The following is a 20089-nucleotide window of genomic DNA, read 5'->3' on the forward strand; positions in this document are numbered from 1 at the left end:
TGACTGGCGGCCGCATCTCATCTCTGCGGCGGCACTATAGCTAAGGCCTTTCATTAATTTAAGTTGGATTTCCTGATTGCTGCGATAAGATAAACTTATGACAAACATCACACTCAAACAGCTGCGCTATTTCGAGGCCTTGGCGAAACACGGCCATTTCGGGCGCGCCGCCGATTTATGCGCGATCTCCCAGCCGGCCCTGTCGATGCAGATCAAGGAACTGGAGGAGCAGCTCGGTACCGAGCTCTTCGAGCGAGGTGCGCGGCAGGTGCGGCTGACCAATTTCGGTGAGGCCTTCGCGGTCCGTGTCCGCGATATCCTGCGTTCCGTCGACGAGTTGGGCGATCTCGCCCGTGCATCGCACAATCAGCCCGTCGGCCGGCTGCGCATCGGCATCATCCCCACGGTCGCTCCCTACCTGCTGCCGAGCATCATCGGCAATCTCACACGCATCTACGAGGGGCTCGATATTCACGTGCGCGAGACCCTGACCTCGAAACTTGTCGACGAGCTGGAGGAGGGGAGGTTGGATACGGCAATCGTCGCTCTGCCCATCTCCGAGGCGTCTCTGACAGAAGTGCCGCTGTTTGCGGAAAATTTCGTCCTGGTGCGACCAAGCGAGGACGAGGGCAAGCCGGTTCCCAACCGCGAGGCGCTTCGCGAGATGCGCCTGTTGTTGCTGGAGGAGGGCCATTGTTTCCGCGATCTGGCGCTTTCCTTCTGCAACATACAATCGGCACTGCCGCGCGAACTGATGGATGGCAGCTCCCTGTCGACACTGGTGCAGATGGTCAGCGCCGGCATAGGCGTCACCTTGATACCGGAGATGGCCGTGGCGGTGGAAACCCGTTCGGCCCCGGTCTCGACAGTGCGCTTCCAAAGCCCGCAGCCGTCGCGGACGATCGGCATGATCTGGCGCAGAACGAGCCCTCTCGCAAAGCAACTCCTGCAGATTTCCGAGGTGGTGCGCGAGGCCGCGGACGCGATGCGCGAGCAGCACGATTCAATCTGGCGCGCACAGGATCTGGAACTCGGCAGTCGCCCACGGCGGATAGTCGGAGCGCCGTTAGGCAAGGGTGTTTCGTCCGGTGCGGCCGATGTTCTGCCCTCGGCGGATAGTTCCGCGCGTTCTAATTAACGCTGTCTGCAGCTTTTTCCACAGGCGGATATATTTCAAACGATTGAAAAAATTTTAATCGTTTAAATAGTTTAATGCCTTGATTTACAAAGAAACTCTTCCATGTCATGCCAATACCGCATGACAATGGAGGTCGTGATGCAAGAGTTTGAAAACGTAAGAAATGAAATTCCTACTTACGTGATTGATCGCCTGGAAAATGAATGGCGGCTGGTGCAGGCCCAGGGCGCGCAGGCGGAGGCCGGGGTGTCTTCGGAGGCAGCCACGAAGACGGCGCCTGTCGCATCCGACAAGCTGGCATCCCTCGACAAGTAATCATTTGCGGAGACCGGATCGCGCCGAGCTCATTTGATGACGAGACTTTGGCGAGGTCGATAAGGGTACTCTGCTCCTCCCATCATAAGCCACTAACGGATCAGCCCCGGCTCATCGCCCGGGCTGTCGGTTGCTTGGCTGTCTGCTGGAGAGGCAACCTTGTGGAGTTGCCTCAGGCGTCGAGATAGCGCTCGGTCAGCCGTGCCCACATGGCGGCGCCGGTGGTGAGGCTTTCGTCGGCGAAATCATATTTGGCGCTGTGGAGGATGGCCGAATTCACGCCATTGCCGAGACGAAGGAAGCTCCCGGGCTTGTGCTCGAGATAGTGGGAGAAATCCTCGCTTCCGGGGATCAGGCCGCAGGTGGTGACCTTGTCGGCGCCGACCAGTTCTTCAGCCACCATGCGGGCAAATTCCGTTTCCTTCTCGGAGTTGACGACAACAGGGTGGCCGTAGGTATAGTCGATGTCGACGCTTGCGCCATAGCCGTCTGCGATCGATTCCGTCAGCTTGCGGATGCGGGCCTCGAGCAGCTCGCGCACCTTCGGATCGAAGGAGCGGACCGTGAGCAACATCTTCGCGCTTTCCGGAATGACGTTCGAAGCCTCGCCGGCATGGATGGCGCCGACTGTCACCACGGCCGTCTGCGTCGGGTCGATGCTGCGGGCAACGATCGTCTGCAGGCTGACGACGAGATTGCAGGCGACAACAACTGGATCGATGGTCAGATGCGGGCGCGACGCATGGCCGCCCTTGCCCGTGATGGTAATCTCGACGGTATCGGCTGCCGCCATCAGCGGGCCGGAGCGCAACAGCCAGGTGCCTTCCGCAGCACCGGGGTGATTGTGCAGCCCGTAAATGACGTCGAAGGGAAAGCGTTCGAAGAGGCCATCCTTGATCATGGCGGGGGCACCGCTGACGGCACCCGCCTCTTCGGCCGGCTGGAAGATCAGGTTCACAGTGCCGTTGAAGCGGCGGGTACGGGCGAGATATTCGGCGGCCCCGAGCAAAATGGTCGTATGGCCGTCGTGGCCGCAGGCATGCATCTTGCCAGGCGTCTTGCTGGCGTATGAGGCGCCGGTCTGCTCGGTGATCGGCAGGGCGTCCATGTCGGCGCGGATCGCGATGCTCTTCTTGCCGGCTCCAACAGTCATGCGCGCGACGACACCGTGCCCGCCGACATTGCGCGTGACATCATAACCCCAGCCCTCCAGCTTCTCGGCGACGAAACGCGCGGTTTCCGCCTCCTCGAAGGAAAGTTCGGGATTGGCGTGCAGATGCTGGCGGATGCCGGTCAGTTCGGCCTTCATCGGCTCGAAGTCCGAAAGGCGGGCGAAATCGTTGTCGAGGGTCATGGCTATTCCAATGGTTCGCTTGAGCCGCCATCCGCCATAGAGCGTGCAGGCTGCACTGATGATGGAGCTGTCGCGCTAGATGAAGCGCGACAGGAAGCTTCTGGTGCGAGGATGCTGGGGATTGCCGATCACATCCTCGGGCTTGCCCTGCTCGACGATCTTGCCGCCATCCATGAAGACGACGCGGTCGGCCGCTTCGCGGGCAAAGCCGATCTCGTGGGTGACGACGATCATCGTCAGGCCTTGGCTGGCGAGATCGCGCATGGTCGACAGCACCTCGCCGACCAATTCCGGATCGAGCGCGGAGGTCGGCTCGTCGAACAGCATCAGCTTCGGCTTGATCGCGAGCGCTCTTGCAATCGCCACACGCTGCTGCTGGCCGCCGGAAAGCTGCCTTGGGTAGTTGTTGGCCTTGGCCGAAAGCCCGACACGGTCGAGCAATGCCATTGCGTTATCGGTCGCTTGGCGGCGGCTTTCGCCATGGATACCGATCGGTGCCTCGATGACATTCTGCAGCGCCGTCATATGCGGATAGAGGTTGAACTGCTGGAACACCATGCCGATCTTGCGCCGTTGCAACGCGATCGCATGATTGGATAGTTTTACCAATCTACCTTTGTCCAGCCGGTAGCCGATCTGCTCGCCATCGACTTCGATCGAGCCGCGATTGATCGATTCCAGATGGTTGATGCAGCGTAGGAAGGTCGATTTGCCGGAACCGGAGGGGCCGAGGATGACGACCACCTCGCCCGGCGTCACATCGAGGTCGATACCCTTCAGCACTTCGAGATTTTCGAAGGACTTGTGGACGTTGCGGGCCTGCACCAGCGGGCTCACATTGACGATTGAGTTCACAGGAGCGTTCATTGTCCCGTCTCCTGTGCAGGCACGAGCGCCGGCGCGCTGTCCTTTGCTGCCTTCGTGGTGCCGGTGCGGCGGTCAGCGCGGCTATAATAGCGCTCGATATAGCTCTGGCCGATGTTCAGCACCGAGGTGATCAGCAGATACCAGATGACGGCGACGAGCAGCATCGGGACGACTTCGAAGGTGCGGTTGTAGATCGACTGCACCGAATAAAGCAGATCGGCCATGGCGATGACGCTGACGAGGGAGGTCGCCTTGATCATGCTGATGAGCTGGTTGCCCGTCGGCGGCACGATGGAGCGCATGGCCTGCGGGATGATGATGCGGCGCAGAGCGCGGATGCGCGTCATGCCAAAGGCCTCGGCGGTTTCGAACTGGCCCTTGTCGACGGAAAGCAGGCCGCCGCGAATGATCTCGGCCATATAAGCAGCTTCGTTAAGCGCCAAGCCGGCGATTGCTGCCGTCATCGGGCTGATGACGGAATTCGTGTCCCAGCTGATAAAGGTCGGGCCGAAGGGGATGCCGATCGATAGCGTCGGGAAGAGCGTCGAGAGATTGTACCAGAAGATCAGTTGCACAAGCAGCGGCGTGCCGCGGAAGAACCAGATGAACAGGGACGCGAGCGTGCTTGCCAGCGTGTCCTTCGACAGCCTGGCGATTGCGAGCAAAAGGCCGAACACGATGCCGAGCGCCATGGCGACGACGGTGAGGCCAAGCGAAACATAAAGGCCGCTGATGACGACGGGATCGAAGAAATACTGCCCGACGACGTGCCAGCCGAAGTTTTCATTGTGGGCGACCGACCACGCCCAATAGGCCGCGATCGCAAGCGTAATGACCCAGGCCGCCACACGGCCCTTCGGGAACGGTGTGTGGGCATTCGCCACATCCCGTTCCGACGCATCGCCGGATGGCGATGCGATATCTTTGGCATTCGTGCTCATTTCGGCAACATCCCGCCAAGATTGATACCCGGTTCCTTGATCATGTTGTTCTCAAGGCCCCATTTCTTCATGATGGCGGCATAGGTGCCGTTGTCCATAAGAACCTTGACGGCATCCTTGAGAATAGGTCCGAGCGGCGAGCCCTTCGGCACGACGGCGCCCTGATAGAGATCTTCAAAGCCGTTCTTCTGGCCGACGCCGGTCAGCTCCAGCTGGCCGTTCGCCTGGGATACAAAATAGGTGAGCGGGGCCTGCGAGGAGAAGAAGGCGTCGGAACGCTTGGAACGGACAGCGAGGATCGAGCTTGGCTGGTCGGTGAAGGACTGGACCTCGATCGCGCCCTTGCCGTCGGTCTTGCACTTTTCGGCCTGAACCTGGATGACCTTTTCGGCCGAGCCGCCGGCCATGACGGCAATGCGCTGGCCGCAGGCGCTGTCGAGCGAGGTAATGCCCTTCGGGTTGCCCTTCTGGACGGCGAACACGACGAATTCCTGCACCCAGTCGACGAAGTCGTTGGCTTCCTCGCGGCTCTTGAAATCGCCGATCGGTCCGAAGGCGAACTGGTAGCGGCCCGAATTGATGCCAGCGAGGATGGCGGGCAGGCCGCTGACGCTTTCATGCTCGATCTTCACGCCAAGCACCTCGCCGATCGCGTCGGTCAGATCGGCGCTGGCACCGGTCAGCTTGGTGCCGGTGACGATTTCATAGGGAGGGAAGGAGCCGTTGTTGACGGAGATCATCTTGCCCGATGTGCGAAGAGCTTCCGGCAGCTTGGCCTGCAGGTCCTTGTTGACCGACAGTTTCGGCAGGCTAGCATCCTCAGCGAAGGCGGCGCCCGACATCATCAGGCTTGCCATGGCAACATAGGTCATTTTCTTCAGCGACATGTTCATTCCCCTTTTTGGCTTTGTGTCTCTGATTTGAAGCGATGGTCAGGCAGCGGTCGTCCGGCTGCCGTCGACGTCGAATGGAAACAGCTCTTCCGGCGTCATCAGCCGCGGCAGGATGCCCTGCACATGCAATTCCGAAGCGAAATCACCGATCATCTTGCGGTTGGCGGCAAAGCCGCTCGCGTCCCAACCTTCGGGTAATTCGGAGGCCGATTTCAACAGCTCGTCGAGCATGAAGGGCGTGGTGTCGGCATATTTGCGCCGCTTGCTGAGCCACATGCGCTGCGATTCATCGATGAGGGCGCTGAGTTCGGCCATGACCCAGGGATGCTCGGCGACGAACTCCGCCTTCAATCCGATCAGGTGCATACCCGGTACATAGCCCACATCGGCAAAATAGCGATGTTCGGCGCCGCGGAAATCCGAAAGCACCTGGCGAAAACCGGAATTGCCGGCGAAATAGCCGTCCGGCATGAAGGGCGTGAAGATCGCGTCGAGCAGCCCCTCCTTCAGCAGATCCATCATCGGTCTTTCGCCGGGAGCCGCCTCGATGCGGCCGGGGCGGCCGAAGCCGTCGAGGCGATCGGTGATCGGATGGGCCTCCGTGAGGCGGCCGGCATACCACATGGCATCCTCGACGCCGACGCCTTCGCGCCGGAGTGCTGCCCGCGTCCAAGTGTTGCCGGAGTCGCGCCAGCCGGTGACCCCGATGCGCTTGCCGGCAAGCTGGGCGAAGCTCGTGATCGGGCTGTCCTTGGTGGTAATGACGCAGCGATGGCGGAAGCCGCGCATGATAAAGTTCGGTATGCCGACCACGCTCTCGTCACCATCGATGCGCATCTGCGTGTAACGGCTGAACGAGGTTTCGGCAGCATCATAGGCGCCGCTCTTGCCGACATGGGAGATCAGCGTACCGACGCGATCCACCTTGATGTCGAGCTTAGGAGAAGAGACGTCGCCCAGGACCAATGGCGTCATATAGTCCCAGTCACGGAGAGCAAGTCGAAGAGTAAGAGGCATGAAATTCACTCGCGGGAAAACTTGTTTTCTCAACGACTAAATGTTCAATATGGGTCGATCAAATGTTATTACGTTATTGAACATTAAAAATGGTGCGAAAATGAGCGAAGATCGGGATGCGAAATGGTTTGCCTCAAAATTGAGCGATCGAACCATCCGCGGCATTGCGCTTGAAACGAGCGCGCTCATTCGCGCCGGCGCCCTGCCGGTCGGCACCAAGCTGCCGCCGATCCGCGATCTTGCCTTTGTGCTTGGTGTGAGCCCGGCAACGCTATCCGAGGCATGGAGTGAGCTTCGACGCCAGAAGATCATCAGCGGGCGCGGGAGGAATGGCACATGGGTCAGCGGGGATCGCTTCATCGCCAAGCCGGCGCGGCTTGCAAGTGTCGGTGACTATGGTGGTGACGCGCTGAACCTGACAGCCGCCGTTCCCGATGTGCAGCTTCTGCCAAGGCTTGAGGCGGCGATGGTCTATGGTGCATCGGCTGAAAATCTCAACAGCTACGAGCGCAGCCGTATCCTGCCGGAGCTGGAGGGAGAGGTCAGGAAGAGCTGGCCCTATGAGCCGGAGGCGTTTCTAGCGACCAATGGCGGCTATAATGCCGTTTACACCCTGATCAATGCCCTGGTCATGCCGGGCGCTGCCGTCGCGATAGAAGACCCGACAGGCATGCGACTTCTGGATATTCTGGAGGATCGCGGTGCCCGCATTATACCGGTGAAATGCGACGAGGAAGGGCCGTTGCCGTCTTCGCTGGAGGACGCGCTGAAATACCGCCCGGTCGCCTTCATCTTCCAGCCTCGTATCCATTCCGTCACGGGTCAAAGCGTCAGCGCGGCGCGCATGGCACACATGGCTGAAATCCTTCGCGACAAGGATACGTTGATCGTGGAGGACGATGGCGTCGCCGATATCTCGACGGCGCCGCGCCATTCGATGGGGCATCTCTTTCCCGATCGCGTCATCCATATCCTGTCGTTTTCGAAAACGCATGGGCCGGACCTGCGCTTGGCGGTCTTGTCGAGCTCGCGAGCGATCGTCGACCAGATCCAGTCCTACCGTAGTTTCAGCGCCGGCTGGACGAGCCGAATCCTGCAGGCCGCAGCCGCCTGGCTGCTGCGCGACCCCGAGACGGAAGCCTGCCTCGATCACGCCCGCAGGACCTATCGGGAGCGCCGGGCGGGCCTCATCGATGCGCTCGGCGAGCGCGGCGTCAACGCGCGACATGGAGAGGGTTTGTGCGCCTGGGTGCCGGTCTCGTCGGAACCCTTTGCGATGGTGACCCTGGCTGCGCGGGGCATTGCGGTGCATCCGGGCGCCAAATTCTCGATCCTGCCCAGTACCCATTTGCGCGTCGCCACAGCCAACCTCTCGGATCGGCTTGAGGAGGTCGCGGACGCGATCGCCCTTGCCGCCGTCCACACGTGACCATCTGAACCGGCTAGCCGCGTTGGCTAGCCTCGATGCCTTTGGCGCCGCTTTTCGAGGAGCCGGCATAGCGAACCACGACTTCGGCAAGCTTGGCCGAGATAAGCGCGATGATTGAAATCGCGACGAGATAGATCCCGATATAGATGGGATGCGGCAAGTGAACATTGCGCATCAGATGCCCGTAGACCTCGGTAAAGCCGCGATGGCACATATAGATCGGGTAGGAGAGATAACCGAGAAAGATGCCGAGCTTCTGTAGTTTGGCCGGCAGCTCCAGCATCGTGCCGGCAAGGACGATGAGCGGCGAGATCAGGATGCAGAAGACAAGCGCATATTTCAGCGAATAGGTGGGGAGAAACAGCAAGGTCAGGATCGCCGCGATCGGCAGCAGGGCCGCATAGCTGTTCACGGTCCTCCCAAGCGCGGTGGTGTTTCGCAGCCGATAGATAATCATTCCGAGCGTGAAGGAGAAGAAGACGCGGGCAAAGCCGCCATCCACGGAACGCCATTCCCAGCCGAGATCGAGCGATTTGTGGTAGAAGACCGAGCCGATCAGCATGACAAGCGAAGCCGCGGCGATGAGGATGAGGCTCCGCGTTTTCAGCCTGAAGAGCACGAGCGCGAAGACCAGATTGGCAAGCAATTCCCAAAACAGCGACCATGCGGGGCCATTCAGCGGGTAGAGCGCCCATATGTCGCCGGCCGATCGTGTGAGAAAACTCGGTGAGGGCAGCATGAAGACAGTCGAGACGATGCTTGCTGCAAGATCGGTCCGTCCGACACCGGATGCCTGCCAATGCAGGAGCAATTGCACTAGGCCGTAGACGCTGCCGATCAGAAATAGCGGATAGAGGCGCACGTAGCGCGCCGTCATGAAGGCGAGCACCGTCATGCCGTTCGCGAGCTTCTCTCCGTAGGCCCTGGCGATGACGAAGCCGCTGAGCACGAAGAAGAAATCGACGGCGATATAGGCTGAGGGCGCATAGGGCCTGTCGAGGTGATAGACGACGACGGCCAATGCCGCCAGGCCGCGCATCGCATCCAGCGCGGCATATCTATGTCTCGTTGCATCAGCCGGCATTGATCGAAGCCTCTCGTTGAGCGGAAGGGATGAGCCCGCGCTATCCGGCTGCGCGCGCGCCGAAGAATTCGTTTCTCAAGTTTCGATCGAGCGGACGCACCCGCGAAAGGTTGCCCAGGAACTGGCGGGGGCTTGTCAGCACCGATCGGTTGAGGAAATGGGTCCTGATCAGATTGGAGGACTTGCTGTGCGCTCCGGCATGGCCGACGCGGTAGATCGCCCCGCGAAAGGGCAGCGATCCGAGCGGTGAGCCGGCGTCGGCCAGCAGCTTGCCGATGCGCACGTGGCTGCCGAGCATGGATTTGATGTAATCGACCTCGGCATTCTCGAAGGCTGTCGGTAGTCGGTAGAGGTCGGAGCGGATGATCAGTGACGTGCCGCAGAAATTGGCGAAATCGTTGTGATGCAAAAGCAGCCGGCCGCCTTCGTTCCAGAGATAGCCCCGGTCGATCTTCCAGCCGTTCGCATCGCTATTTCCAGCGGCAAAATCGACGATGTTCGAGCTGACGAAGTCGTCGTCGTCGACGATCATGAAGAAGCGGGTATCGCGCGCTGCAAGCATGCCGCTCAGCACGCGGCGGCCTTTGTCCAGGCGGAAGGCGTCATAGACCTTCTCGCGGTCGGCGCCATCGATGTCGTGCAGCTGGTTCGGCGGGAAGGTCACGCGCTCCGCCGTAAAATTCGGCGGCATCTCGGGCAGATCGGCGCCTTCATTGGCGACGACCACACCCCGCCAGTTGCTGTTGGATTGCCCGGAGATCGAGGCGATCGTCTGTGCAAGCCGTCGTTTCAGCGATGGCCAATCCTTGGAATTGGCCTGATGGCGAACGGGTATGATGAACGTAACCAGTGTCATGAGGCACCTTTCCGACATTTGCTATTGCCATCGCGACGGTCGAAGGGACCCGTATGGGTGCCGCTCCAGTCCGGTGGTCGCGACGGCTCTACTGTGTCCTGGCGCGGCGACCTTGCAGTGTCGTCCGCACGAGGAAGAGGACCCTTTCCCGGCACAAGAGAAGGATGAGGCCCGAATAGGTGAGGCCACCGACCAGCACTTCGCAGATCAGACGCACCGCGAGGGGGCGGTCGTACAAGGCTGACGAGGCTGCCAGAACGACGACAAGCATGCCGAGATAGGCCGCGATCGGTCGCAGGAACTGACCGAAATATTCCGAAATGCTGAGACCGATCAATCGCGAGACCATCCAAAGCGTCACCGGCCAAAGCAGCAGCACTCCGACCATGAGCCCGAAGACGACGGTCGACACGCCATATTTGTGGAGAATGAAAACGGTGAGGATCGAGACGACGTTGCGCACCAGCTGATAATAGAACCACCAGTCGGACCTGCCCTGACTGGTGATCAGCGATGCCTGGATCACGCCGATGCCAGCCATCAGGCCGATCACGCAGAAGAAGCGAACCGGCCAGATGGCGGCCGCCCAGTGTGGGCCGAAGATCAGCGGAATGGCGTCGTCTGCGACCGCTGCCAGTCCCATAAAGGCCGGGAAGGACACCAGCGAGCAGCCGAAGGTCGCCATGAGAAAAGCTTCCCGCACCTTGTCCTTGTCGTGCTGCAGGGAGGAGAGCAGGACGTGGCTCACCGAATTCAGGCCGCCCGCCACGACGTTGTTGAGCATTTCGTAGAGCCGCCGCGCGAAATTATAGATGCCGAGAGCGGCCGGGCTGACCAGCGTGCCGATGATCAACTGGTCGAGATTCATAGTCTGGAGAAAGCGGTTGCCCGAGGCGAAGGCGCCGTAATGCAACAGTTCGCGCAGGCTTGAGAGCTTGACCCTGAAACCGGGCAGCCATTTTGCGCCCCAGAAAGCTGCAATGCAGGCGGCGGCCGGCGCGGCGATCTGGGCGATCGCAAGCGCCCAAAGCCCGAAACCGGCGAAAATCAGCGAAAGGCAGATGGCGGCCGAGACGAAGGTGGCGATCGCGGTGCGGGCCGCCGCCAGATGAAACGACATCGTCCGGCCGATGAGGGCGTTGGGGACGATAATCATCATGTCGAAGAAGATCTTGAGGCCGATAATCAGCAGCAGCTTGACGATGTCGTCATGTCCGACCCAATGGGCGAGAAACGGCGAAAGCAGAAATAGCGCGGCATAAAGAATGGCCGCGGAGACGAAGGACAGCCAGAAGACGGTATCGAGATGGCTGCGTCGAATGGATTTCTGCTGGATCAGCGCCTCGCCGAATGCCGTCGGCCCGAAGCCGGCGGCGAAACTGACGATGGCGAAGGCGAGTGCGACCAGACCGAAATCCTGCGGTAGCAGAAAACGCGACGTGACAACGAAAACCAGGCTGTTGAGCGCCGTCGGGATCAGCGTATCCAGCGCCGACCAGAAGGCACCCCTCAATGCGGCCCGCGATCGGTTTTCGCTCAGATGTTCAAAGACGATTTCATCCGCTTTGGAAACCAGCAAACGCATACCTCGCCATATAGACCGTCATCGGCACCGGAATTCCGGCGTCCGTCATTGCCGCCTCGCCATCATTCGATGGAACAAGACAGCGTGTCGGATGCTTGATCTAGGCCAGCACCTCGATTTGTCTAGGGACGATTGTTGCATTGCAACATAGCGTTGCCGAAAGTGATCTCGCGATCAAGGCAAACGCGAAATCTGAACGCGGAGGACGGCGCGCAACGCGCCGCTGCTATTGCGCGGCCGAGCGGACCCGTGGCTCGTCCCACTCGATTTCGGGAGCTGCATCCGCTTCATCCTGCGGCTCGTCCAGTTCGTAAAGGTAACCCTCGAGCATGTCACAGGCGCGTTCGCTGGCACCGATCTTGGCTTCCGTTTCGCTGATTGCGGTGGCGATCGCCTTGATGCGGGCGCGCAGCATATGGCCGACCACGTCCTTGCCGGGGCGCTTGCCCAGCCGGTCGAGGTGAAGGCCGATGCGGTTCGAGTGACGTTCGAGCTCGCTCTTGCTGAAATTCGCCTTGCGGATTTCCTCCAGCAGGCTTGCACGCATCTTGGCGACCGGATCGAAGCTGCCCGGCTCGCGTTCGTCCAGCACCATCTCGGTGATGAGCTTTTCGATTGCGACCAGCGCCTGCAGGTCGACGGCATCGGTCAGTTCGACATCGTAGCCGGTGTCGTCGAACACCTTGCGGCGCACTGGATCGAGAAGCAGCTGATAGGCCTTCTGCAATCGGGCGAAAGCATCGCTATCGCCGCCGGAATCCGGGTGGGCCGCCTTCGCGCGCTTGCGATAGGCCGCCTTGATCTGCTCTTCGCCCGCATCGCGCGCAACGCCGAGAATATCGTATGGATCAGTCACTCCAACTCCTGCCGCCGCTCATTCCTGTTTCTAAGGCCCTTGCCGCCGATATTGCCGGCGCGGTTTAAACGTCCCGTCTGCCTGTTTCAATCGGGTTCCGCGCTATTTGTACCATCACAAAGGCAGAGTTTGGACAAAAAGAGTTCCATGTCAAAGACGAACTGCCTCTTGCGCGGAAATGTGCTGCTTCAGATCGTCCGGTCGAAGAAGACTGTCGAGCGTGCCTGTTTCAGCCGGTAGAGCTGGGCCGGGCGATTGCTGGCGCGGCGCATTTCACCGGCGATCGGCTCGATGAAATCGACTTCGGCGATACGTTTGCGAAAGGCCGATTTATCAAGCATGCGACCGAGAAGCCGCTCGTAGACGGCCTGCAATTCGCTGAGTGTGAATGCCTCCGGCAGCAGATGCACCGGCAGGGTCGTATATTCGACCTTGTTGCGCAATCTCGTAACCGCTGCCTTCAGAATGGCAGCATGATCGAAGGCAAGAGGCTTTGCTGCCGTTTCACTATCGATCGGATGCCAGGCGGCGTCGGTGACATTGCCGCCATGCTGCAGGATGACGGCATCCTGCGCGATCAATGCCATATAGGTCACGCTCAGGCTCCAGCCGCGCGGATCGCGCGCCGCATTCCCGAAAACGCCGACCTGCTCGAAATAAGGGGCTGCGACACCCGTCTTCTCGCTCAGGACGCGCTGCGCCGCGGCTTCGAGGTCTTCGTCCTCCTCGACGTGAATCCAGCCGCCGGGCAAGGCCCAGCTTCCTGCAAACGGTTCCGTGCCGCGTTGTGCCAGGAGAACCTCCAGTCCATCCGGCGCCAGCGCGAAAATTGCGAGATCGACCGAAACGATCGGTCTTTGATGAAGGTTTTCCGGTTTGTTCATGCCCTCGAACATACCGCAGACGTCCCTTAGTGTAAAGTTTCAACTAACTTAGTTGACAAAATACAATAAGTGGTGTTTGTTCGCGTCATCGCAGTTTGCAACGCCACTTTCAGGAGGCAGTCATGTTCGGATTTCGTTTCATCAAGGCTCAACCGACCCAATATGTGATTCAGTATCAGAGCGGCCGGCCGCAGCGGGAGGGAGCCGGGCTCTCGTTCTGGTACTTCGCGCCGTCGACCTCGCTGGTCGTGGTGCCGACGGCGAGCGTCAATGAGCCGTTCATTTTTCCCGAGGTGACCTCGGACTTCCAGGAGGTGACCGTTCAGGGGCAGATCACCTATCGCATCGCCGAGCCGAAGCGGACTGCGGAGCTGCTCGACTTCTCGCTCAACGCCAAAGGGGTCTATGGCTCGGAAGATCCACAGAAACTGTCGCAGCGATTGATCGATCAGGTTCAGGTCGTCATGCGCGCGGAAGTGCAGGCGTTGTCGCTAAAGGACGTGCTGGCTGCCGGCGAACTGCTCGTGGGCCGCGTTGCCGCCGCGCTGCATGATCATCCGGTGCTGCAGGCACTGGGTCTCGAACTCCTGAGCCTGTCGATCCTGGCGGTGAAGCCGAAGCCTGAGACCGCCAAGGCGCTGGAGGCCGGTGCGCGAGAAGCCCTGCTGCGCGGCGCCGACGAGGCGATTTATGCGCGCCGTAACGCAAGCGTGGAACAGGAGCGGACCATCAAGGAGAACGAGTTGGCGACGGAAATCGCCGTCGAGAACAAGAAGCGCCAGGTTCGCGAGGCGCAGATGGATGCGGAACGCTCGGTGCAGGAGCGGCAACTGCAGATCCGTCGCGAGGAGATGACCGGCAAGATCGCGCTCGAAGAGCAGAACAAGGCGCTTGTCGCCCTCGCTTCGGGCAACGCCCGCGAGGAAGCCGACGCCAAGGCCTATGGTCTGGCCGCCATGATGAAGTCGTTCGGCGATGCCGATCCCAAGATGCTGCAGGCGCTCGCCTCGGTCGGCATGGACCCCGGCCAGTTGATGGCGCTCGCCTTCCGCGATCTCGCCGACAACGCCACCAAGATCGGCCAGCTCAACGTTACCCCCGATCTCCTGCGCGAAATGCTGCAGCCGCAGACAAGGGGATAAGCCATGCCGGGCACTGAAGACAGAAAGATCGTGCTGATCGTCCGCGATACCCGTCTCGACGAGCTGGTGGCGCGTTTCAACACGGTTCAGCAGGCGCAGTTCTATGTCGAACATCTGGGTGCTGATTTCGGCGACTATCTGGCGGAACAGCAGCACTACCGGGCGGCGGTGCGCGATGTCGAGGCCGGCCTGCGCTCCGTCGCGAGGGTGCAGACGCTCAACCGGCGTTATCTCGCAAACTTCATCTTCGGCGTCGATGATCTCGTCGTCGTGCTGGGGCAGGACGGCTTGGTCGCCAATACGCTGAAATATCTCGACGGTCAGAATGTGCTCGGGGTCAACCCCGATCCGAAGCGCTGGGACGGCGTGTTGCTGCCGTTTCAGGTGGCCGATATCCGCAGGCTCCTGCCGGAAGCTCTGGCGCAGCGCCGGCCGCTCAAGCGCGTCAGCATGGCCAAGGCTTCGCTCAATACCGGCGAGGTGCTTTATGCCGTCAATGATCTCTTCATCGGTCCGCGCAGCCATGTTTCGGCTCGCTACGATCTGCGGGTCGGCGAGCGGCACGAACGGCAATCGTCGAGCGGCATCATCGTGTCGACGGGCATGGGATCGACGGGATGGCTGAAGAGCCTTTATGCGGGTTGGGCGGGAGCGGCCGTAAGCTGCGGCGTCGAGCTACCGGCGGGGATTGCCGACGCCTCATTTCGCTGGGATGCCGAATTCCTGCACTATTTCGTACGGGAGCCCTTTCCGAGCCGCACGACCGGCGTTTCGCTGGTTTCGGGAGAGATTGGGCCGCAAATGCCGATGACGGTCGTCTCCGAGATGGCCGAGCATGGTGTCATCTTCAGCGACGGCATCGAGGCGGACTTTCTGCCGTTCAATGCCGGGACGCTCGCAAGCATCGGGCTTGCAGAGCGGCAGGGATTGCTGGTGACATAAGACAATCGGCCCGCTTCCTTTCCGGAAACGGGCCGATTGCAGGACGTTTCAGTCTCTTAAAGCGCGTCGCGATCTTTCAGATTCGCTCCTTGCGCTCTAAGCTCTTGATTTTGCGCATGTCGTTCTCGCAAAACCGCTGCGCACTTTTGCGCGACATGCTCTTAGGCGGCAGAGAACGGCACGGCGACGAAGGTCTTGTCGCCATTGCGCTCGATCAGCAGCAGGACGGACTTGCGACCATCCTTACCGGCCTGTGCGACTGCCGTCTGCACTTCGTGAGCGTTACGCACCGGCTGATCGTTGACCGAGACGATGATGTCGCCGGTCTGTATGCCGGCTGCGGCAGCCGTCTTGTCCGGGTTGACGCTGGCAACGACAGCGCCCTCGACGCCACGCGGCAGGTTCAGCTGCTGACGGACATCCGGCGTGAGGTTGGCAAGGCCGACACCGATGCTCGGCTGGTTGGACGGCTGGACCTTGCCGTCGCCACTATCGTTGGCGGCCTGCTTGCTGTCGTCATTGCCGCCGATGGTGACATTGACGTCCATGCTCTTGCCATCGCGCCACAGCGTGACCGCACGCTTGTCGCCGGGTGAGAGATCGGCGACCAGCCGCGACAGGTCCTTCGGCGTCTTGACCGTCTCGTTGCCGACAGCGGTGACGATGTCGCCGCTCTTGATGCCGGCACGGGCAGCCGGCGTATCGTCGTTGACACTAGCGACGAGCGCACCTTGTGCCTCCGAGAGCCCCATGGCATTGGCAACATCGGGGGTCACCGGCTGGATGGCGACGCCGAGATAGCCGTGATCGATCGAGCCGTTCTTTTCCAGTTTGGCGACGATCGCCTTGGCTTCGTCGGAAGGAATGGCGAAGCCGACGCCGACGCTGCCGCCATTCGGCGAGTAGATGGCAGTGTTGATGCCGACGACATTGCCTTCACGATCGACCAGCGGACCGCCGGAATTGCCGTGGTTGATCGGCGCATCGATCTGGATGAAATCGTCATAGGGACCGCTGTGCAGATCGCGGCCGCGAGCCGAGACGATGCCGGCGGTAACGGTGGTGCCGATGCCGAAGGGATTGCCGATCGCGAGGATCTGGTCGCCGAGCTTCAGCTTGTCGGAATCGCCCCAGGCGATGGTTGCGAGCGGCTTCGGCGCTTTGATCTTCAGGACGGCAAGGTCCGACTTGGCGTCGGCGCCCAGCAGCTTGGCCGGAAGCTCGGTGCCGTCATCCAGCGTTACCTTGATGTCGATCGCGTTCTGAATGACATGGTTGTTGGTGACGATGATGCCGTCCGGGCTGATGATGAAGCCGGAGCCGAGCGCCATGGCGCGCTGGCTCTGCTGCTGGCGCGGCATCTGCTTGGGGAAGGGGATGCCCTGATTTTCGAAGAACTGGCGGAACTGCTCGTCCATCGGCGAGTTGCTGTCGGCGCTGGTGTCGGTCGCCTTCATGGTCGTGGTGACGGTGACGACGGCCGGCTTATCGGCATCGACGATCGGTGCGAAGGAGCCGCCGGGCGCGATGATGCCGGCCGGTTCGGCAGCAGAAGCTACGGACGCCGATGTGCTGAAAGCGAAGGGCAGCGCGCCTGCGCCGACGATAATGGCGGCGCCGACAATGGCTGCGGTACGATGTTTGCGGAGGAGAGATGGCATGACAGAAGTCCCTTACGAGATCGTTGACGTTATGGCGCCCTGTCCATGTCCAGGACAGGTGTCGAATGGTCCGCGTCAATTGCTCCGGGAGGCTTTGAGCTTCGTCTTTACTGCTAGAGGCGAAGTATAAAACTGAATTGGCGCTTGTTGGTAATATGATCCGCCAATCGACTTTTACAAATTAAATATCGATCATGTTTTTATTGCAAAATGTTAAGATATTACATGAATTTAATGTTGTTCAGCCGGAATTTTTCCATATTCAGCTCTGCGGTATCGGCCACCGCTTGAGCGCTTCCGCTCCAAGCTCCGTCAGGGCGTAGATGCCCCGGTCGATGCGCTCGAACCAGCCATAGACGTTATCCCTCAGAATTTGCGGAGCCTTTGGCGCTTCTGCGCGCATGTCCTTCGGGCGCTGAACGCCGTTTTCGATGGCGGCAGCGCAGGCAAGGGCCTGCTGGCGATAGGCAGTCATGATCGGCTTGCGCGTGCTGCCGCCAAGGGCCGGATCGCCCTTGCGCCGCCGATGTTCTTCAACAAGGCGTGATCTGCGCCGCACATTCTTGCGCGGCATCGGGGAAACGGGGCTGACGGCGATATCGACGAGATCGTTGTCCGATACCGTCAACATGCCGAAGCCCAGCCTGCGGCAAAGATCGCGGAAACGACGGTCGCCTTCGCGCCCCTTGCCTTTTGCCGAGACACGGGCGGCGATCCAGACCTCGTCGCTGGCGGCGGCGCGATCGACGGCCTGCAGGATCAGCTCGAGGTTGAAGGTCATTTTGAGTTCGCAGATGACGACCACGGGGGGCTCGGCGTCGGTCAGTCCGACAAGGTCGCAGCCGCCGATCTCGCCTTTGACCGCATAGCCGGCCGCTTCAAGAAACGCCTTGATCGGGTGATAGAGCGCCGTTTCCAAATCTGCCTCCGTGCCTTGCACATCCGAAGGAGATTAGCCGATTCGGTTAACCAGAACGTCGATAGCGTTGTTGATGCAAGGGCGTGCCGGAGGCCGGAGGATCCCGCGATGCAGATGCCTTTCCTGCCGCAATTCGCGCAAGCCTGACGCCATCGATATAGACAAGCCAGACCTGCCGTAAAACAATGGCCGCGTTGCCTTGCCCCAGTGCCGGGAAGATTCCGGCCGCGTAATTCTGCAGTATTTCAATGTGATAGCACGATGTAACCGTGTAGCTTGTTGGGGTGGTTTTCGGATGGAAACATGGCTTGTGGTCTCGAATTGTCAGACATTCGGTCTTGCGAATTCCCTGAAGCTTCTTGGACCACGTTTCCATATCGATGCCATGGACATATGGGCATTCAGGAAGAACATCGAAAAATATAAAGAACAGCTGCCCCACTATTTCAGGGTCGTCCTTCATCCGCAGTTCCGCAATATCGCTCTCGATTTCAGCGGCGCCCAAAATCTCGATTTCATTCCCTCGATCAATTTCGACGCCTACCATCCGGATATCTGCTACGCCTTTTCTGATGGTCCGCTCGAAGGACCGATGGGTTCCTATCATTCCATGATCGTTCTGGCGGCATACGAAGCCGGGCTCGGCGTGGAGGCAACCCGCAAGCTTTTCCGGCGCGATGTCTTCGAGGGCTGCGGCTTTTTTGGACGCTGGGAACAAGAGCGGACGCAGCTTCTGGCGCACTTTGCGGACCATGGCCTAGATATCGCGTCCTCGTTTACGCAATGGTCTCGTGGTGATGCCTTCATGTATTCCGTGAACCATCCAAAGATTCATTGCATCCATGACATTGCCCGAGCCTTCCTGACGCGGCTGGGGGTCGATCCTACCGATAGCGAGATCATGCCGGCCGATAATCTCGTGAACGGACCATGCTATCCGGTCTATCCGGAGATCGCCGAGGCGTTTGGAGCCCGTGGTTCGTATCTTTTCAAGCTGCCGAATGACTACCGCCTCATCTCTCTGGAGCAGTTCATCGAGTTCAGCTTCGCCGTCTATTCGCGGCGCCCGCCCCGCTCCATTCTCGTCGAAGGGGCGGTTCATGCACGCTATGAAAATGTCAAAGCAGTCGTGGCGGAGGCAGCCTGATGACAAATCCCTATGCCGACATCGAGAGCTACCAGCTTTGGCGGCGATCCGTGGCGCGGATCGAGACGCATCTTTTCGATCCGGTGGTCAATCCGAAATTCCATCTTGACAGGGCAACCAGGATCGCGACGGCAGGAAGCTGCTTCGCTCAGCACATTTCGCGGCAGCTCCAGCACATAGGCTTTCACTACTTCGTTCCCGAGAATGGTGAAGGGTTGCCGGAAAGTGAGCGCGTCCGCCGGAATTTCGGTGTTTTTTCCGGGCGCTACGGCAATCTTTACACCGCCCGACAATTGCTCCAGCTGTTCGAAGAAGCTTTCGAAGGAAGAGAGCCGGTGGAACGGGCCTGGCTTCGGGCGGATGGACGTTATGTCGATCCCTATCGGCCGCAGATCGAGCCGGATGGATTTGAGTCGGCCCAAGCAGTGGCGGAGGCGCGAAGCCTTCATCTCGCCGGTGTTCGTTCGGTCTTCACGCAGGCTGATGTGCTGGTCTTCACGCTTGGTCTTACCGAAGCATGGCGCTCCAAGGTTGATGGTTCGGTGTTTCCGCTCGCACCTGGCGTTGTAGCTGGTTCCTTCGATCCCGAGCGGCATGAATTCGTCAACTTTAGTGTTGCCGACGTCGAAGCCGATCTCCTGACTTTCCTTGGGAAGCTCAAAGATAAGAATCCACGCATCAAGCTGCTGCTGACCGTTTCTCCGGTTCCACTTATTGCCACCTACGAGAATAGAAGCGTGCTGGTATCGACGACCTACAGCAAATCGGTCCTGCGGGTGGTAGCGGATCAGGTCGTTTCGCGGTTCGAATGGGTCGATTATTTCCCGTCCTACGAAATCATCACGGGGAGTTATGCCGGTGGCCTTTATTACGAGGCCGACTATCGCGAGGTGAATTCGCGCGGCGTCGCCCATGCGATGCGCTGTTTCGTTAAGAACTACACATCCGATCTATCGGCGGCGACCCGGCGGGACGCCGAGGCGCCAGCCATGACGATCGAGCCGACACGTCGGGATATCATCTGCGACGAGGAAGCAATCGACGCAATCCGTGCCTAGC

19 protein-coding genes are annotated in these 20089 nt (G+C 60.1%); 7 read left to right on the plus strand and 12 right to left on the minus strand.

Translation table 11 applies throughout. The features are described from left to right. Window positions 1-97: 97 nt before the first annotated feature. Together BJ928_RS09625 and BJ928_RS38775 are read left to right on the plus strand one after the other, a co-directional pair. A complete protein-coding gene (locus tag BJ928_RS09625; RefSeq protein ID WP_245432267.1) occupies window positions 98-1138 on the plus strand; it encodes a LysR substrate-binding domain-containing protein in 1041 nt (346 codons plus the stop codon). A 138-nt stretch (window positions 1139-1276) separates the two neighbouring features. Further along, window positions 1277-1453 carry a hypothetical protein gene (locus BJ928_RS38775; RefSeq protein WP_183079385.1) on the plus strand — a complete coding sequence of 59 codons (177 nt, stop codon included), beginning with the start codon at window positions 1277-1279 and terminating at the stop codon, window positions 1451-1453. Window positions 1454-1625: 172 nt separating this feature from the next. Here the strand turns inward: BJ928_RS38775 and BJ928_RS09635 are convergent, their stop codons facing one another. The 5 genes from BJ928_RS09635 to BJ928_RS09655 all read right to left on the minus strand — a co-directional run bounded on the left by BJ928_RS09635 (window position 1626) and on the right by BJ928_RS09655 (window position 6525). Next, the gene (locus BJ928_RS09635; RefSeq protein WP_047631707.1) at window positions 1626-2807 is read right to left on the minus strand and encodes a M20 aminoacylase family protein; all 1182 of its coding nucleotides are present in this window, start codon (window positions 2805-2807) and stop codon (window positions 1626-1628) included. A gap of 75 nt (window positions 2808-2882) precedes the next feature. Further along, a complete protein-coding gene (locus tag BJ928_RS09640; RefSeq protein ID WP_245432268.1) occupies window positions 2883-3674 on the minus strand; it encodes an amino acid ABC transporter ATP-binding protein in 792 nt (263 codons plus the stop codon). Further along, a complete protein-coding gene (locus tag BJ928_RS09645) occupies window positions 3671-4615 on the minus strand; it encodes an amino acid ABC transporter permease (RefSeq protein WP_047631706.1) in 945 nt (314 codons plus the stop codon). The genes BJ928_RS09640 and BJ928_RS09645 overlap by 4 nt, the downstream gene beginning before the upstream one ends. Continuing rightward, complete coding sequence (locus BJ928_RS09650; RefSeq protein ID WP_047631918.1) at window positions 4612-5502, minus strand: ABC transporter substrate-binding protein; 891 nt, start codon at window positions 5500-5502, stop codon at window positions 4612-4614. Before BJ928_RS09650 ends, BJ928_RS09645 begins: the two co-directional genes overlap by 4 nt. A 45-nt stretch (window positions 5503-5547) precedes the next feature. After that, the gene (locus BJ928_RS09655; protein WP_047631917.1) at window positions 5548-6525 is read right to left on the minus strand and encodes an ABC transporter substrate-binding protein; all 978 of its coding nucleotides are present in this window, start codon (window positions 6523-6525) and stop codon (window positions 5548-5550) included. A gap of 100 nt (window positions 6526-6625) precedes the next feature. Here BJ928_RS09655 and BJ928_RS09660 point away from each other — a divergent pair, with 100 nt between their 5' ends. Then, window positions 6626-7954 (plus strand): PLP-dependent aminotransferase family protein, encoded by a 1329-nt coding sequence (locus BJ928_RS09660; protein ID WP_047631705.1) that lies wholly within the window; start codon window positions 6626-6628, stop codon window positions 7952-7954. A gap of 13 nt (window positions 7955-7967) precedes the next feature. Here the strand turns inward: BJ928_RS09660 and BJ928_RS09665 are convergent, their stop codons facing one another. The 5 genes from BJ928_RS09665 to BJ928_RS09685 form a co-directional block, all read right to left on the minus strand. After that, entirely contained in the window at window positions 7968-9038 is a 1071-nt protein-coding gene (locus tag BJ928_RS09665) for an acyltransferase (RefSeq protein ID WP_047631704.1), read from the minus strand. A 40-nt stretch (window positions 9039-9078) separates the two neighbouring features. Further along, window positions 9079-9894: a hypothetical protein gene (locus BJ928_RS09670; protein WP_047631703.1), complete on the minus strand. Its 816-nt coding sequence runs from the start codon at window positions 9892-9894 to the stop codon at window positions 9079-9081. Window positions 9895-9982: 88 nt separating this feature from the next. Continuing rightward, complete coding sequence (locus BJ928_RS09675; protein WP_047631916.1) at window positions 9983-11473, minus strand: lipopolysaccharide biosynthesis protein; 1491 nt, start codon at window positions 11471-11473, stop codon at window positions 9983-9985. 232 nt (window positions 11474-11705) lie between these two features. Further along, the gene (locus tag BJ928_RS09680; RefSeq protein ID WP_047631702.1) at window positions 11706-12335 is read right to left on the minus strand and encodes a DnaJ domain-containing protein; all 630 of its coding nucleotides are present in this window, start codon (window positions 12333-12335) and stop codon (window positions 11706-11708) included. 188 nt (window positions 12336-12523) lie between these two features. Then, window positions 12524-13219 (minus strand): NUDIX domain-containing protein, encoded by a 696-nt coding sequence (locus BJ928_RS09685; RefSeq protein ID WP_047631915.1) that lies wholly within the window; start codon window positions 13217-13219, stop codon window positions 12524-12526. Between the two features lie 122 nt (window positions 13220-13341). Between BJ928_RS09685 and BJ928_RS09690 the strand changes: the two genes are divergently transcribed. Both BJ928_RS09690 and BJ928_RS09695 read left to right on the plus strand, forming a co-directional pair. Beyond that, a complete protein-coding gene (locus BJ928_RS09690) occupies window positions 13342-14361 on the plus strand; it encodes an SPFH domain-containing protein (RefSeq protein WP_047631701.1) in 1020 nt (339 codons plus the stop codon). Window positions 14362-14364: 3 nt separating this feature from the next. Continuing rightward, window positions 14365-15303, plus strand: a complete 939-nt coding sequence (locus BJ928_RS09695) for a sugar kinase (RefSeq protein ID WP_047631700.1) — start codon at window positions 14365-14367, stop codon at window positions 15301-15303. A 161-nt stretch (window positions 15304-15464) separates the two neighbouring features. Here BJ928_RS09695 and BJ928_RS09700 read toward each other — a convergent pair whose 3' ends face one another. Both BJ928_RS09700 and BJ928_RS09705 read right to left on the minus strand, forming a co-directional pair. Next, window positions 15465-16964 (minus strand): DegQ family serine endoprotease, encoded by a 1500-nt coding sequence (locus BJ928_RS09700; RefSeq protein ID WP_047631699.1) that lies wholly within the window; start codon window positions 16962-16964, stop codon window positions 15465-15467. A 262-nt stretch (window positions 16965-17226) separates the two neighbouring features. Further along, window positions 17227-17883, minus strand: coding sequence for a DUF2161 family putative PD-(D/E)XK-type phosphodiesterase (locus BJ928_RS09705; RefSeq protein WP_047631698.1), 657 nt, complete (start codon window positions 17881-17883; stop codon window positions 17227-17229). A 295-nt stretch (window positions 17884-18178) separates the two neighbouring features. Here BJ928_RS09705 and BJ928_RS09710 point away from each other — a divergent pair, with 295 nt between their 5' ends. Next, window positions 18179-19030 carry a WcbI family polysaccharide biosynthesis putative acetyltransferase gene (locus BJ928_RS09710; protein ID WP_047631697.1) on the plus strand — a complete coding sequence of 284 codons (852 nt, stop codon included), beginning with the start codon at window positions 18179-18181 and terminating at the stop codon, window positions 19028-19030. Continuing rightward, a complete protein-coding gene (locus tag BJ928_RS09715; RefSeq protein ID WP_047631696.1) occupies window positions 19030-20088 on the plus strand; it encodes a GSCFA domain-containing protein in 1059 nt (352 codons plus the stop codon). Before BJ928_RS09710 ends, BJ928_RS09715 begins: the two co-directional genes overlap by 1 nt. The last annotated feature ends 1 nt before the right edge of the window (window position 20089 follow it).

The sequence above is a fragment of the Rhizobium sp. WW_1 genome (assembly GCF_003610155.1).
GTDB lineage: Bacteria > Pseudomonadota > Alphaproteobacteria > Rhizobiales > Rhizobiaceae > Rhizobium > Rhizobium tropici_A.